Source organism: Mucilaginibacter sp. (assembly GCF_025362475.1).
In the GTDB taxonomy this organism is placed as follows: domain Bacteria; phylum Bacteroidota; class Bacteroidia; order Sphingobacteriales; family Sphingobacteriaceae; genus Mucilaginibacter.
Genome location: NZ_JANYGH010000046.1, coordinates 18,951 through 34,051, shown reverse-complemented (window position 1 = coordinate 34,051; position 15,101 = coordinate 18,951). Strand labels below are relative to the sequence as shown.

The 15,101-nt window shown below is 40.7% G+C and carries 13 protein-coding genes; 2 read left to right on the top strand and 11 right to left on the bottom strand.

The annotated features are described in order from the left end of the window. Nucleotides 1-2 precede the first annotated feature (2 nt). The 4 genes from nrfD to Q0R88_RS14925 form a co-directional block, all read right to left on the bottom strand. Nucleotides 3-1,475 (bottom strand): NrfD/PsrC family molybdoenzyme membrane anchor subunit, encoded by a 1,473-nt coding sequence (gene nrfD, locus Q0R88_RS14940; protein WP_295717427.1) that lies wholly within the window; start codon nucleotides 1,473-1,475, stop codon nucleotides 3-5. Nucleotides 1,476-1,502: 27 nt separating this feature from the next. Next, complete coding sequence (locus Q0R88_RS14935) at nucleotides 1,503-4,559, bottom strand: TAT-variant-translocated molybdopterin oxidoreductase (RefSeq protein WP_295717424.1); 3,057 nt, start codon at nucleotides 4,557-4,559, stop codon at nucleotides 1,503-1,505. A 37-nt stretch (nucleotides 4,560-4,596) separates the two neighbouring features. Next, on the bottom strand, nucleotides 4,597-5,880 hold the full coding sequence (locus Q0R88_RS14930; RefSeq protein WP_295717421.1) for a cytochrome c3 family protein: 1,284 nt from the start codon (nucleotides 5,878-5,880) through the stop codon (nucleotides 4,597-4,599). Between the two features lie 251 nt (nucleotides 5,881-6,131). After that, entirely contained in the window at nucleotides 6,132-7,112 is a 981-nt protein-coding gene (locus tag Q0R88_RS14925; RefSeq protein ID WP_295717419.1) for a deoxyhypusine synthase family protein, read from the bottom strand. Between the two features lie 125 nt (nucleotides 7,113-7,237). Here Q0R88_RS14925 and Q0R88_RS14920 point away from each other — a divergent pair, with 125 nt between their 5' ends. Beyond that, nucleotides 7,238-8,374 carry a BamA/TamA family outer membrane protein gene (locus Q0R88_RS14920; RefSeq protein ID WP_295717417.1) on the top strand — a complete coding sequence of 379 codons (1,137 nt, stop codon included), beginning with the start codon at nucleotides 7,238-7,240 and terminating at the stop codon, nucleotides 8,372-8,374. A gap of 121 nt (nucleotides 8,375-8,495) precedes the next feature. Here Q0R88_RS14920 and Q0R88_RS14915 read toward each other — a convergent pair whose 3' ends face one another. Continuing rightward, the gene (locus Q0R88_RS14915; protein WP_295717415.1) at nucleotides 8,496-9,110 is read right to left on the bottom strand and encodes a hypothetical protein; all 615 of its coding nucleotides are present in this window, start codon (nucleotides 9,108-9,110) and stop codon (nucleotides 8,496-8,498) included. 43 nt (nucleotides 9,111-9,153) lie between these two features. Here Q0R88_RS14915 and Q0R88_RS14910 point away from each other — a divergent pair, with 43 nt between their 5' ends. Then, nucleotides 9,154-10,011 carry a transglutaminase-like domain-containing protein gene (locus tag Q0R88_RS14910; protein ID WP_295717413.1) on the top strand — a complete coding sequence of 286 codons (858 nt, stop codon included), beginning with the start codon at nucleotides 9,154-9,156 and terminating at the stop codon, nucleotides 10,009-10,011. Nucleotides 10,012-10,072: 61 nt separating this feature from the next. Here Q0R88_RS14910 and Q0R88_RS14905 read toward each other — a convergent pair whose 3' ends face one another. From Q0R88_RS14905 to Q0R88_RS14880, 6 genes are all read right to left on the bottom strand, one after another. Beyond that, complete coding sequence (locus tag Q0R88_RS14905) at nucleotides 10,073-10,312, bottom strand: hypothetical protein (RefSeq protein ID WP_295717411.1); 240 nt, start codon at nucleotides 10,310-10,312, stop codon at nucleotides 10,073-10,075. A gap of 288 nt (nucleotides 10,313-10,600) precedes the next feature. Continuing rightward, entirely contained in the window at nucleotides 10,601-10,831 is a 231-nt protein-coding gene (locus tag Q0R88_RS14900) for a hypothetical protein (RefSeq protein WP_295717406.1), read from the bottom strand. A gap of 578 nt (nucleotides 10,832-11,409) precedes the next feature. After that, nucleotides 11,410-11,793 carry a hypothetical protein gene (locus Q0R88_RS14895; protein ID WP_295717403.1) on the bottom strand — a complete coding sequence of 128 codons (384 nt, stop codon included), beginning with the start codon at nucleotides 11,791-11,793 and terminating at the stop codon, nucleotides 11,410-11,412. A gap of 227 nt (nucleotides 11,794-12,020) precedes the next feature. Beyond that, a complete protein-coding gene (locus Q0R88_RS14890) occupies nucleotides 12,021-12,830 on the bottom strand; it encodes a tetratricopeptide repeat protein (protein WP_295717401.1) in 810 nt (269 codons plus the stop codon). Between the two features lie 201 nt (nucleotides 12,831-13,031). Beyond that, nucleotides 13,032-14,132, bottom strand: coding sequence for a heavy metal-binding domain-containing protein (locus tag Q0R88_RS14885; protein ID WP_295717398.1), 1,101 nt, complete (start codon nucleotides 14,130-14,132; stop codon nucleotides 13,032-13,034). Between the two features lie 35 nt (nucleotides 14,133-14,167). Further along, the gene (locus Q0R88_RS14880; RefSeq protein ID WP_295717396.1) at nucleotides 14,168-15,082 is read right to left on the bottom strand and encodes an alpha/beta hydrolase; all 915 of its coding nucleotides are present in this window, start codon (nucleotides 15,080-15,082) and stop codon (nucleotides 14,168-14,170) included. Nucleotides 15,083-15,101 lie beyond the last annotated feature (19 nt).

The following is a 15,101-nucleotide window of genomic DNA, read 5'->3' as shown; positions in this document are numbered from 1 at the left end:
TTTTATACTTTTTCGTATGAAGACTGTTCAACACTATCAAACTTGCCTAATGAACCAATGTAAAACTCAGCCTCGGCAGGTTCAACATGACCATTTTCAAGTATTTTCCTCTTAGCTTGCTCGCTTGAGCTCTTAAGTATCAGTTTTACCTCGGCCATAGCCACAGAAGGCAGCACCCTTATAAATAAAAGGAACATGGTAAAGAATAAACCTATTGATCCAATAAAGATACTTACATCAACCCAGGTTGGATAAAACATTGCCCAGCTTGACGGGATATAATCACGGTGCAGTGAGGTTACGATAATTACGAAACGCTCAAACCACATACCGATGTTTACAACGATTGAAAGTGTCCATGCCAATGGAATATTGGTACGGATTTTTTTGAACCAGAACAACTGTGGCGTAATTACGTTACAGGTCATCATGCTCCAATATGCCCACCAGTACGGTCCGGATATACGGTTCATGAAAGCGTACTGCTCATACTCAGCCTGTGAGTAAAACGCGATGAAAAGCTCGGTTAAATAAGCCACACCTACGATAGAACCAGTTAAAAGGATGATTTTATTCATCGATTCGATGTGGAACATGGTAATGTAGTTTTCTAAACCTAATACCTTACGTGCTACTAATAATAGCGTTTGCACCATAGCAAAACCAGAGAAGATAGCTCCCGCAACGAAGTATGGAGGGAAGATGGTGGTGTGCCATCCTGGTTCCAATGATGTTGCAAAGTCCATTGATACAATGGTGTGTACAGATAGTACCAGTGGTGTTGAGATACCTGCCAGGATTAATGACACGGTCTCGAAACGTTGCCAGGTTTTTACTGAACCTGTCCATCCGAATGACAATACGGAATAGATGCGGCGGCGAAGACCTGTTGCACGGTCACGGATGGTAGCGATATCAGGCAAAAGACCTGTGTACCAGAATACCAATGAAACCGAGAAGTAAGTTGATATCGCGAATACGTCCCAGATAAGCGGTGAGTTCCAGTTAACCCACAATGAGCCGTATTGATTTGGTAAAGGCAATGAATAAACTGCCATCCAAGGGCGCCCCATGTGAGCACCGATATAGGTAGCAGCGCAAATTACCGCGAAGATAGTCATGGCCTCGGCCGAGCGGTTGATGGAGTTTCGCCAGTTTTGACGGAACAACAGCAATACTGCCGAGATAAGCGTACCAGCGTGACCGATACCTACCCACCATACGAAACCGGTAATGTCCCAGGCCCATCCAACTGTTTTATTTAGTCCCCAGGCTCCGATTCCAAACCAAAATGTATAACTGATGGCTACAACCCAAAGCGTGGCGCCTAATGATGCTACCGTAAAACCGATCCACCAGGCTTTACCCGGCATGTTCTCTACAGGGCGTAACACATCGTCAGTAATCTGACCGTATGTGATGTTTGTACCCGTAATTAACGGTTCCCTTATTATTGATTCACTATGAGATGCCATATATTTTAATCTCTGTATATAAAAATTTTAAGCCTCTAATTCTGATAAATTCCTAACCTTAACCTGGTAACCGATACCTGGTTGTACATTCAGTTCTTCAAGTACGTAGTAAGTTCTTTCGCTCTGTAATGCTTTGTAAACTTCAGAGTTTTTATCGTTCCTGTTACCAAATACAATAGCGTTTGCTGAACATGTTTGCTGACAGGCAACCTTGATCTCACCATCCTTAAGCGGGCGTTTTTCCATCTTGGCTTTTAACTTACCAGCCTGGATACGTTGAACACACATAGAGCATTTTTCCATTACCCCACGGAAACGTGTAGTAACATCAGGGTTTAATACCAGTTGTGTATGTTCGTTGTTCAGGTAGTTATCAAAACGAGAATCGTTCCAGTAGTTAAACCAGTTAAAGCGGCGTACTTTGTATGGGCAGTTATTTGCACAATAACGTGTACCAATACAACGGTTGTAAGCCATCTGGTTTAAACCTTCTGATGAGTGAACGGTTGCTAATACCGGGCAAACTGTTTCGCAAGGAGCGTGATCACAGTGTTGGCAAAGCATTGGCTGGTGAACTACCGATACATTATCAAAGTTAGTAAGCTTAGCAATTTCCTTTTCTTTGGTTACTGCTTCTTCGCTGTTACCGTGATCGTTAAAGCTGTAGTAACGGTCAATACGGATCCAGTGCATTTCACGACGACGTTTAACCTCGTCCTTACCTACAACAGGAATGTTGTTTTCAGCGCTACAAGCTACCACACATGCGCCGCAACCGGTACAAGCGTTAAGGTCAATGGCCATAACCCAGTCATAAACAGGGCGGTCATGATCATCCCAAAGACTTGTTTTGTTATAATCTTTATGCTCTCCCTCGTTACCGCTACCGGCAGCAGGGTTCTTTTTGTATGCTGTAAAAGAAGCTTCGCGGATAACGCTCCTACCCTCATATGAGTGGTGAGTTTGTGTTTGCGCAAGCGGCGATATAATACCTGTTTTACCGAATTTGGTAATAACAGCAGTTGTTTGCAATGTTCCGTTGCGGAAGCTGTAGAAAGGGAATGCGTTTTTACCCACATTATTACCTACCGGACCAGCACTCACACGACCATAACCAACAGCAACAGATATTGTGCCTTGTGCCTGACCTGGCTGAGCCAATACAGGTACTTCAACGCTATAACCATTTGCTTCAATTTTGATCACATCACCTTCTTCGTAACCAAGCTTCTTGATGTCAGATAATGACATAGCAGCGAAGTTATCCCAGGTAACTTTAGATACCGGATCTGGCAACTCCTGTAACCAAGGGTTGTTGGCACGTTTACCATCGCCCATTGCTACAGACTGATAAACCTGTAATTCAAAGTTATCACCAGATACAAGGCTGGCGCTATGATCTAATATAGTTTGTGCTACAGCATTAAGCTCGTGACCAAAAGTGTAAGTACCTGCCGCAAGCGGAGCAGTTTTGATCATACCTTTCTGCAACAATTCTTCCCATCCTTTTTGACCAGATAGACCGCCTTTTGCTAATAAGCCTTTATCCCAGGTATTACGTACATAAGTGTAGTAATCTTTAACAGGGCTTTCGCTCCATACCAGTAAGCTTTGCTCTGCCTGGCGGGTGTTATAAACCGGGTTAATGGTTGGCTGCACTACAGTATAATAACCTTCTACTGCATTGGCATCACCCCATGACTCTAAATAATGATGATTTGGAGCAATTACATTTGATAGTAAAGCGGTTTCATCATCATGATCTGAGAATGATATTTTTAAACGTACTTTTTTAAGTGCGTCAGTAAAGTCTTTTGCTTTAAAGTAATCGTAAGCAGGGTTAGCGTTAAGGAATAATACCGCGCCAACTTCGCCACGTGTTAATTCATTTACAAATGCAACAAAATCCTGATCGTTACCGGCAAATTGTTTTGACGGGTTATCCAGATCAATAGTACTGCCATAGCTACCCAATAATGAGTTAATGGCATTTACTAAAGTTTGTGTAGCTACATCGTTTGAACCTGCAACTACCAATGCTTTACCTTTTGCAGCAACTAATTCTTTAGCGGCAAGGGTGATGGCATTATCAATTGCTTTATTGCTCAGTTTTTTTGAACCGGCTAAGCTTGTACCTGCAACAGCATTGTATAAGCTTAATAAAGCAACACCTTCTTCAGATGGTTTAATAGGATAGCGGTTATCGGCATTTGTACCGGTTAAGCTCATTCCTGCCTCAAACTGAATGTGGCGTGACATTTTTTTGCTTTCAAGCGATTTGCTGTTACGGTTTGAAACGTACTGGCGGGTAAATTCTTCTGGCGAGATCCATGAACCAAGGAAATCAGCGCCGAAGCTTACAATCACTTCTGCTTTATCAAAATTGTAATGTGGCAATGCGGCTTTACCAAAGCTGTTTTGATTAGCCTGGATAATACCTGTATATGATACCGCATCGTAATTGATATGTTTAGCGGTTGGATATTTTGCAACAAAATCAGCAATAACCGCTAAAGTAGATGGGCTGTGGATAGTTGAAGTAACTATACGGATGCCTTTACCACCTGCTGCAATAGCCGCAAGTTCTCTTAAAACAAACGCGTCAACTTCTGGCCAGGCGGCATCGCTGCCGTCAATTTTAGGATCTTTTGTGCGGTTTACATCATACAGGTCTAATACCGAAGCCTGTGCTTGTGCACTTAAACCACCTTTTGCAAATACATCATTCGGGTTACCTTCAACTTTAATAGGGCGACCTTCACGTGTTTTTACCAAAATAGCCTGTCCTTCGTAAGTTGAAGAATAGTAGTTAGCTACACCAGGTGTAACTTCCTCAGGTTTTATAAGGTAAGGGATTGATTTATGTACAGGCACTTTTTGACAAGCAGCCAGTGTAACAGCACCAACACCAAAGCCAAGCGCCTTTAAAAAGTCGCGGCGGGGAGTTTTAGCCGATAAACCAGATCCGCTCAGCACTTCCTCAATCGGGATTGGCTCTGCAAACTCGTTTTTATTTTTCTCAACAAATTCTGGTGTTTTGTTTAGTTCTTCTAAACCTTTCCAGTATTTTTTATTGCTGTCCATTTAAGCTATATAAACTGTAATGCTAAATTCTTATTTATTAATAATGACACTTACCGCACTCGATACCACCTAAAACTGCGGCAGTAACTTTTTCACCTTTTTTAATCTTGTCATGCGCTGCAAGTATGCTGTCGTAATAAGCGTTTCCTTTACCGTTAACTTCGGTACGTTTATGGCACTGTATACACCATTTCATAGTAAGTGGCGAGTATTGGTAAACCTCTTTCATTGTTTGAATAGGACCATGACAAGTCTGGCATTTGATACCGCCCACTTTCACGTGCTGTGAGTGGTTAAAGTAAGCCAAATCTGGCAGGTTGTGAATCCTCACCCATTGAATAGGCTTAGCTGCAGTGCTATCATATTTCTGTGTCTTTGGATCGTAACCCAAAGCATCATATATTTTATGTATCTCCGGCGATTCGGTTTTAACAACCTTGTGGCAGTTCATACATACGTTTAATGATGGGATAGACGCATTTTTTGATTTGTATGCACCTGAGTGACAGTACTGGCAATCTATTTTCATAGTACCTGCGTGTAACTCATGGGAGTATTTAATTGGCTGTACCGGTTGGTAACCTGTGTGCACATTGGTGTTCCACAGTGAAACCCATCCCCAGCTGCCCATTGCTATGGTACCGCATAAAAGGATAAAGAATACCAGCTTTTTGTTTTTAAGGATCTTTTTAAGTAAAACGTTCTTATCAACAGCAACACCGTGTTCGTCAACCGCAATTGCTTCTTCTTCAATTACAAGATCTTTGTTTTTTAGCAGCAAACGCTCTAATGTTCCAACAACCTTGTTTAAAACAAGTATTACGATAAACGCGATAACAATAACGCCAACTAAACCCCAGATTACCAGGCCACTTGGGCCTTCTTCTGCTTTCACAGCACCAGCATTGTTGGCCGGGTTGTTTTTTGCATCCTGGATGGTTTTCCAATCGGCACGTATGTAAGTAATAACGTTACTTACGTCGGCATCAGAAAGATCCGTAAAGGTGGTCATCGCTTTTTGCTCAAACTTGTTGAAGATGGCAAGCGCTTTTGGGTTTTTGGCGGCAATTAAAGCCTGATTGTTTTGAATCCACTTGATAAGATATTTATCATCTGTTTCTTCGGTAAGCTGCGGGCCAAGCGCGGGACCGGTCATTATCTGATCGATCTTGTGACATGCAGTACATTTGGATTTAAAAATGGTTTCGCCTTTAGCAGCGTCAGTTTGTGCGTAAGCAGCAGAAAGACCTAAAAAAGCAAACCCAACAATCAGTAAAACCGACCTTGAGAATTGTTTAAAAATGAATGAGAAACTTCTCATAGAGTGTATTTATGCTAAATAATTTTTATATTAATGTTTTATTCCGCTGTAACGATGTATGCACCATCTGAATATTACAGGCACAAAAGTAAAATTTATTACAGTATCGCTGACACATAAATGACAGTAACCTTTAATTTATAATCGTTCTAAATAAATACAAAAAGCCCTTTAAACGTAATCAGAGAGCTTTTTGCCCGCAAATGAAAAAAACAGGTTGTTTATTCACTTGCGGTATATTCAAAAAATAATTATTGTTTTAGTATCCAGGCAAATATGAGCGGTGCTACAATAGTAGCATCACTTTCAACTATAAACTTTGGTGTATGTATATCCAGCTTACCCCAGGTTATCTTCTCATTTGGCACAGCGCCCGAGTATGAACCATATGATGTAGTTGAATCCGAGATCTGGCAAAAGTAAGTCCAGAATGGCACATCATGCATTTCCATATCCTGGTAAAGCATAGGTACAACACATATTGGAAAGTCGCCGGCAATACCACCACCTATCTGAAAAAAGCCGATGCCCTTACCCGATGAGTTTTTGGTATACCAGTCTGCAAGCCATACCATGTACTCAATACCACTTTTCATGGTTGATGCTTTCAGTTCACCTTTAATAAGGTATGAGGCAAATATGTTACCCATGGTGCTATCTTCCCATCCCGGCACAACTATAGGCAGGTTTTTTTCGGCAGCAGCCAGCATCCATGAATTTTTCGGATCAATTTCATAGTACTGCTCCAGCTCGCCGCTTAATAATATCTTGTACATGTACTCATGCGGAAAGTAACGCTCGCCGCTATTATCGGCATCTTTCCATATTTTGTGGATGTGCTTCTGCAGCCTGCGGAAAGCTTCTTCCTCGGGGATACAGGTATCGGTAACACGGTTGTAGTGGTTCTCCAACAGATCCCACTCTTCCTGCGGACTAAGGTCGCGGTAGTTGGGCACTCTTTTGTAGTGCGAATGCGCTACCAGGTTCATGATATCCTCTTCAAGATTGGCCCCGGTGCATGAAATTATGGAAATTTTATCCTGGCGGATCATCTCGGCCAGTGAAATTCCCAGCTCAGCAGTGCTCATGGCACCTGCCAGGGTAACCATCATTTTACCGCCTTCATCAAGGTGGGTCTCATATCCCTTGGCAGCATCCATTAATGCGGCCGAGTTAAAATGCAGGTAGTTTTTTTCAATAAACTGCGAAATAGGTCCTCGTGTTGTGCTCATAGCGTATCAATAAAATTCAGTGCACAAAAGTAGGCATTTTAGTTAAAAATGGTTTTTAAATTCAAAATACCTAAAATGGAACTACCATAAAGGCAAAATGCAGTTATATTAGCCATATATTACCTATGAAGACATTTTTCACAACCCTACTGTTTATTTGCTGTCTGCAAGCCGCGTTCTCGCAAACCCATATATTACCCAAGTTTATCCGCAAAATGTATTTTGACAGGGATAGCAGTAAAAAAAGTAGTTTTGTAATACTGCCGGTGCTTAGTTCGGCACCCGAAACCGGGCTTGAGGTAGGCGGCGCAGGCTTATATTCCTTTTATACCGATAGCTTAAAAAGCGATACCCGGGTATCCAATATTTTCACTTATGCTACCATTACCACCAAAGGCCAAAACCGCCTTAGCTTGAGCACCAGCTATTGGACACCCCATAACAAATATCATTATACAGCCGGGGTTAGTTATATTAACTTTCCGTTTGATTTTTACGGCATTGGCAATAACACCCTAAAAGCCAATACCGACCGTGTGGGGCAAAAACGAGTTAAATTATATGTTGGCGCCGAAAAGAAACTTACCGATAACTTGTACGCCGGTTTTGTGGTGGGTGCTTACAGATACACTTTTGGTGATGGCCAGCCCACCAGCATTTTTTATACCGACCCAAGAGTTGAAAACCGCGGCGGGGGAACCAGCGCTTACATTGGCCCAAGCCTTATTTTTGATAGCCGCAATAACAATACCTATACCACCAAAGGGGCCATTATAAACACATCATTTGAAATTACCCATGGCTTATTTGGTAATAACGATTACAAAGGCGGCTTATTTAATATAGAATATTCCCAATTTTTCTCGCTGAGTAAAACGCTTGTTTTGGGGGTTGATATACAGGAACAAAGCCTTACCGGCAAACAATCTCCATTTTATTTAATGCCGGCCCTGGGTAATGACGAGCTGATGCGGGGATATTACAACGGCCGTTACCGCGACCGCAATATGCTTGCCGGACAAACCGAGCTACGTTATCGCCTAAGTCCGCGTATTGGATTGGCAGGCTTTATAGGTACCGGCGAAGTTTTTAATAAAAGCTTTAGCTGGGCACAGTTGAAACCCAACTACGGCGCCGGCATACGCTACTTTTTTGATATTGAAAAAGGACTTAGCATCCGCGCCGACTATGGCATAGGCCAAAAGGTTGCCGGAGAAGCACGGCAAAGTGGATTTTATGCGGCACTGGGGCAAGCGTTTTAATCTCTGAACCAGAATTTATCGAATTAAGGAATTATTTGAATTTTAGCTCGAAGCTGATATTCAACGTTTAAATAATTCTGTAAATTCTTAAATTCAACAAATTCCGGTTCAGACAAAATCACTAATACTTCACCCTGAAATGTTCCTTAATGCTCCTCCCCTGCTTAAAAAACACCAGGCCGATCCAGTACAGATCAATGGTTAATGTTACCTGTGGATGCGCTTTGATCTGCATCCAGGCTTGCTTCATTTCCGGGCACTGGTAAATACCGGTAAAAATGAGCACAGTATCTTTATGCGTTTTGGGTAAACACAGTTCAAAATAGTTCAGGATTTCATTTTTAAGTTGACCGCTGTTAAAAAGAACCAGGTCTACGGGTTTATCGATTATGCCGGCAATGTCGCCATCATTTTCGATGGTGTAAATCACAGCCTTGGGTGCCGCTTTTTGTAAATAGAACTTTGTCACGCTATTACCCCCGCCTATTTCAATAATAGTAGCCGGATTAAAATAAGCGATGAGCCGGTAAAGCAAGTGGTTTACTTTCGGCTTTAATCCATCGGTTTCCCCGCCTGCCGAACGGAGCGCCCCGGCCTCGTGATATACTTTTTGGTCTCTATAATCGTATATTACAGTATCTATCAGCTTATATACAAACGGAGAATGTATGCCATGCCTGTTGTTTGCCCTAAGGCGGTGCCACACATAATCTTGCACTAATCTGAAACTTAACATCACTGCAAAAGTAAAAAAGTTTAGTATTTTAGCAGTATAGCGTATGATAAATCCGACGGAAGTAAACTCTTTGATCCGATTACTGGACGACCCTGATAACCAGATCTATGAGCATGTTCATGAAAAACTGCTCGGCTATGGCATCGAAGTGATAGCATACCTGGAAACCGCTTTTGAGCAAGCCTTTGATGCCGTACAGCAGGAACGCATTGCTAATCTGGTACACGAAATTCAATTCAGCACCTTAAAAAACGACCTGAAGCTTTGGCATCAAAGCGGGGCATTTGATCTGCTGCAGGGTATCCTGATCGTTAACCGCTACCAATATCCCGATCTTGACGAGCAGAAGGTTATCAACCAGATAGAAACCATCAAGCGCGACATTTGGATACAGATGATGAATGAGGCCAGTCCTAAAGAACAGATCAAGCTTATTAACCATGTGTTCTATAATATTTACGGCTTCAGCGGTAACACCTCCAACCACCTCGACCCGCAAAACAGTTTCCTGAGCCAGGTGCTGGAGACCAAAAAAGGTAACCAGATCTCATTGGCCATCATCTACTCCATTGTAGCCCAAAAGCTTGATATCCCTGTTTATGGCGTAAACCTGCCCCAGCATTTTATACTGGCCTACCTTGATGAAAGCATGGAGAACGAGTTTGAAGGCAACATCCTGTTTTACATCAATGCCTTTAACAAAGGATTTATATTTGGCAGGCGAGATGTGGATATGTTTTTGAAACAGCTTAACCTCAAGTTTGATAAGCAATTTTATGAGCCGTGCTCCAATACCGATATCATTAAACGGGTGATTCGCAACCTCATCAGCGCCTATGAAAACTTAGGCTCGGCAGAAAAAGTGGTGGAGTTGAATGAGTTGCTGGCGATATTGGGGTAGTGTGAATATAGTTACAAGTTCGCGCGAGACGGGTAATATCTTGAAACGGTAATATACACATCTAACTCTGTTCCATATTTTTCCAGTCGAATCGCGCGACCCAAATATTTTCGCTTTTTGAAAATTCGACTACGCCTGGCCCTTTAAATTCCTGGTTATCATCCAATAGGAGTTCCAGCCCTTCAAAAAGCTTAATATTTTTAGTTTTTATATCGTGCAAAGCACCAGCGGTGATTAAACGCACCCGCCCATCCTGATCTAAGTTGTTAAAATCCACGAATATTGTAATTAATGGCTCCATTACAGTTTTAAACATTACCATTTCGTGAACCTGCTAAGGGTACACCTTTTTTAATTTAGCGACGACTTTACCAGACAAAATTTCAAACGAAAAATCCTCGACAAATTAATGTAATAAAAGTTCTTCCCATTTTTAGATTGCTCACATAAAATCCCATCAGATTCTTCAAATCGACCTCTATAAATAGTATCAATTGTTCTTGGCGATAATTCACATTTAGCCTTTATTAGACTCATTTTCGCAAAATCAGCATTAAAAAACAAAAGCTCAACTTCGTTTATTCCATTATTAGTTTTCTGGTTGAGGCTTTGCATCTCCCATTTTGATTTGCATTGCTTTTTTGCTCCTTGAAAGTTCTTTCAACATCTGAATGTTCACACTGTCAACAAACCTCTTTGGCAGATGATTAGTCACATCAGAATCTTGCGAATTAAGAACCCTAAAATGTTTACCTGAATCTGGCAACAAATCCTCGTTGTTGTGTGTGGGATCAACCATTGCGTTCATTGATTTCATCATGGAGTAATTAAGGCGATGTAGCATTAGTGTTAACGCCCCCTGAGTATATGCCTGGGAATCACTTGCCAACTCAAATTTGGTTGTATCTATTTGGTTTTCGATCCTTTGATTTACCGCTGGGAATTGCTGATTACCATCAATAAATATTTTATATTGATGTAATACTTTAGGCTTGCTTTAGTTAGATGAACTACATCCCGAAAACAACAGGAGAATAGAGATGAAAAGGATAAGGTTTGTCATTTTGCAAGGTAGTTATTCAGACTTAAAGTCAAAAAAAACAATTTTGCAAACAGGACTTGCGCCCCGCCACAGGCCCACAGTTCAAAACGATTGATCCTTTTCCAGTTTCACACCTTTCACATCATTTGCACAGTTTACTTTACAATTTTCAGATTCTTGACGTCAAAATTTTAGTAATAAATAAATTTATTTCATATTTGGAATGCACTGTGTGTGTAACAAGAGGGGGAAATTAGTTTAGGGGACTATTTCCCCCTTGGCAATTTAGGCCGGGGCAAGATACTTCACGGACAAATTAATGCATAAAAGCCCGGCAAAAAAGAAATTTGCTATTTTTAGGCTTGCTTCTCTATTATCCGTTTTTCTCGCAATTGTTGCGATATGAAAAAAGCTATTACAGCCGTCACAAATATCCACTCATGATATTTAACCGTCCAATAAATGAATGGACTGCTAATAATAAGCCATTCTATTAAAAGTCTTGTTTTAAGATTTTTCCGGTTAGGTACTATAAGAATCAAGTCTAAAATTATCAACGACACTAGAAACAATGCCCAAAACATCATTCCGTAACCCAAAACAGAAAATAAGGCTGCAAACACAACTTGAAAGATGTTATATGACAAGTTTGCGTCTGTTAAAGTTATCACAACTGAGAATGCGAAGGTGGCTATAAAAACGCCTAAAAGATTTATCCAGTTTGTTAAAAGTATTTTCATTTTATTCTATTGCGTCCCTGTCGATTTACTTTGATTTGTATTATTCCATTCAGCTGTTGTATATTTTTATCACCTTGCTGAATTCCAGTAAATACCTCTGTAGGAACACACATGCCGCATGTATCTGACTAACAAACGCATGCATATTAATTACTTAACCTATGTGCAATAGACGAGAGGCCGACTGTAGTGATCAAAAAGCACTTGCAGCAGCCGGAAAAAACAAGCTACTTGCAGTATTTTTCACGAATTCTGACAGCCGACTTATTTTTTAACAAAGCAGCCCAACCGATGTCCCGGCAGGCCTCAATATCCTTCTTCAATTCGTGATATGCAAGACCTCTATTTAAATAATATGCAGATTCTGTTGGATTTATCGCTATAGCTTTACCAAAATCACTCATTGCGCTATCCGACTTATGAAGGGACATATAAGATATGGCGCGATTATAATAAACAAGGTCTTCTTTGTCATTTTTTGCTATAGAAATATTATAGTTCTTAACGGCATCCAAATAATTTCCCCGGATTTCGGCAATTTGCCCTATATTATTATAAACCATATAAGAATTCGGGTCCAGTTGCCTCGCCTTCTTTAAGTCTGATAAAGCATCATCAAGCCTCTGCTTGTTTATGTAACATAAAGCCCTTTCATTAAGCGCCGTTGAATTGGTGGAGTCTATCCCTAACAAATGACTGTAAAAAACAATAGCGGAATCTTTAGCGCCTATGGTAGAATAGCATTGTGCCAGATTAAACAATACAGTTTTGTCGTTTTTTTTTAACTCCCAACAATATCTATAGTCCCTTATCGCCCCCAAATAATTATTCATCTTACCATAAGACAATCCCCGTAATTTACGTTCGTCGAAATTTAAGATTCTCTTTTTTGATATATTGTCAATTGTATTGACAGTTCGCACATAGTCCCCTTTCTCAAAAAAGCGATTAGATTCATCCAGATCAGACGATTGAACAGATTGACAAGCCGGAACAAAAAAGACAATTACTATAAAAAAAATCAAATTGTTCCTCATACATAAATTATTAGTTTGCCCTTCTCCAGTGGATTTATACCCCTGCAGATATGGCGACGACGACGCCCACAAATATTGCACGCGCACCCAGCGTTTTTTGCTAACAGATAAACGTATACATATTCAATACTTAGCATATGTGACACAAGCCAGGGGCCGAGATAGCTATCGAAAAACACCTCGCGGCGCCCTTGCACCTATTTAAATAACAAAATGAGATATTAATTCAATTTTTTGATCTATAACATCTATTGCAGTATTGGGTGAAAGTTCACCTGTTTTAAACCCATAGATATTGTTCCCACACTTGGTACAATAGTTGCCGTCGCCAACTGTATAATCATTTGACTGCTCACATTGACATGTCCAGATATCTTTTTCTTTTGAAGACAGCAGTTGCTTTTTGGTTGATCGTACTCCAATCTCCTTAAATTTATCGATTATTACTCCCCTTATATTTTTGAGATCTGTTATATCTTCTTTATCATAAAATGCTTTATCATAGGCTAACATCTGTACTGCTCTTTTCTGATTTTCCAGATCATCATTAAGCAATACATTATATATAAGTTTCAAATCCAATATTTGAAGCTCTTTGATAATGTCACTTAAATCTTTGGCTATCTTTTTATCCTTTTCATTAAAGACAGCCAAATAGAGAATATCACTCTTTTTGTTTTCAGGGAAATTACTTAAATAGTTAACCATTCTTTTATAAAGGCTGCGCGCAGAGTCAACCTGGTAACTTGCCACAAGACTTTTATACTTATTTACTATGGCAGGAAATACCTCTTCAATTTGGTTATCGGTTAAAAAATCCCATGATTCATCATCAATTTGCCAATTTGGTTCGTTGGCTTCCTGCACTATCTTATTCTTTTTCCTTAATATGTTTATTTTCTCAATACTAACATTTTCAAATTTTTGATTTGTATCAATATTTGATATTGGTTTGCTTATAATTTCGGCGATAGCTGCTGTACCTACGCATGTTATCATGAACATGGCCATACCTTTGCCAGATATTTCATCAATATCAACCTTTAAACCTAATACACAATTAGCTCCGATTTCAAAAGCTGATATCTTTATGCGTTCAATGGCCTCATCATAAAGAGATGACAATTGTCTTTGATAGCTTCCGGATCTGCCACCAAAAAAATCGGTAACCAAAGCGGATATGTCACTAAAAACATTAGTTCCAGCTACAACGTGGGCAGAAACAGGTTTTAAATGTTTGATGATTTTAATTTCTCCCAAATCGGAAGTGGTTACCACAAGGACTTGTTTAGGTGAGGACATTGATTTAGTTTGGTTCTTTATAAAATATATACTGGTTACTTCCCGCTCAAAAACCCGTTCTCATCCAGCCAATTGGCGGCCCAATCAAACCACTTGTCTTTGTTTTTTGAGTTGGTCATTCCAAAGCCGTGGCCTCCTTCCTGGAAAAGGTGCATCTCGGCCTTTACTTTGTTTTTCAATAGGGCATCGTAAAACATCAGGCTGTTTTGTACGGGTACCACGTTATCATCCTGGGCATGTACCAAAAAGGTTGGCGGCGTATTGGCAGTAACTTGTTTCTCGTTGGAGTATAGATCAACTTGCGCTGCAGATGGTGTTTTGCCTACCAGGTTTTCGCGCGAGCCAACATGGGCCTGTTCGCCAAAACTAATTACAGGGTATATCAGCATCATAAAATCCGGGCGCAGACTAATGTTTTCTTTATTTTCGATAACCGGCTTATCAAAATGGGTTCCTTCTGTAGATGCCAAATGCCCTCCGGCCGAAAAGCCGATAATGCCAATTTTAGCCGGGTTGATGCCCCACTCCTTGGCATTTTTACGTACGGTAAGTATAGCCATCTGCGCATCCTGCAATGGCCCGATTGATCTATCCACCATGATATCATCACTTGGCAAACGGTATTTTAATAAAAACGCGGTTACGCCAATCTTATTAAATTCCTGGCATATGGCCATCCCTTCGTGTGCATTGGCCAGACCAGAATACCCGCCACCCGGGCAAACTACAATAGCAGTTCCGTTAGCTTTACCTTTTGCAGGCAGATAAGGTGTAAGCGTTGGCTCACTTACCCCGGTTATCCAGGATGACTTATCAGTTTTTTCTACATAGGCGGCCGGTGTCGGCTTTGAATTGGGGATCCCCTTTGGATATAAAGGCATTGGTTTTTCCTGGCTGTAGGCGATGGCTGAGGCAATAGTCAAAATAAGGGCTGATAGAATGGTTTTCATAATTTGTTAGGTATGTACA

Bases quoted from the DNA above. Each gene is read 5' to 3' on its own strand.
- Q0R88_RS14885 (WP_295717398.1), bottom strand. From the start codon at position 14,132: ATGTCCTCACCTAAACAAGTCCTTGTGGTAACCACTTCCGATTTGGGA.
- Q0R88_RS14900 (WP_295717406.1), bottom strand. From the start codon at position 10,831: ATGATGAAATCAATGAACGCAATGGTTGATCCCACACACAACAACGAG.
- Q0R88_RS14935 (WP_295717424.1), bottom strand. From the start codon at position 4,559: ATGGACAGCAATAAAAAATACTGGAAAGGTTTAGAAGAACTAAACAAA.
- Q0R88_RS14915 (WP_295717415.1), bottom strand. From the start codon at position 9,110: ATGTTAAGTTTCAGATTAGTGCAAGATTATGTGTGGCACCGCCTTAGG.
- Q0R88_RS14910 (WP_295717413.1), top strand. From the start codon at position 9,154: ATGATAAATCCGACGGAAGTAAACTCTTTGATCCGATTACTGGACGAC.
- Q0R88_RS14890 (WP_295717401.1), bottom strand. From the start codon at position 12,830: ATGAGGAACAATTTGATTTTTTTTATAGTAATTGTCTTTTTTGTTCCG.
- Q0R88_RS14880 (WP_295717396.1), bottom strand. From the start codon at position 15,082: ATGAAAACCATTCTATCAGCCCTTATTTTGACTATTGCCTCAGCCATC.
- Q0R88_RS14930 (WP_295717421.1), bottom strand. From the start codon at position 5,880: ATGAGAAGTTTCTCATTCATTTTTAAACAATTCTCAAGGTCGGTTTTA.
- Q0R88_RS14905 (WP_295717411.1), bottom strand. From the start codon at position 10,312: ATGGAGCCATTAATTACAATATTCGTGGATTTTAACAACTTAGATCAG.
- Q0R88_RS14895 (WP_295717403.1), bottom strand. From the start codon at position 11,793: ATGAAAATACTTTTAACAAACTGGATAAATCTTTTAGGCGTTTTTATA.
- Q0R88_RS14925 (WP_295717419.1), bottom strand. From the start codon at position 7,112: ATGAGCACAACACGAGGACCTATTTCGCAGTTTATTGAAAAAAACTAC.
- nrfD (WP_295717427.1), bottom strand. From the start codon at position 1,475: ATGGCATCTCATAGTGAATCAATAATAAGGGAACCGTTAATTACGGGT.
- Q0R88_RS14920 (WP_295717417.1), top strand. From the start codon at position 7,238: ATGAAGACATTTTTCACAACCCTACTGTTTATTTGCTGTCTGCAAGCC.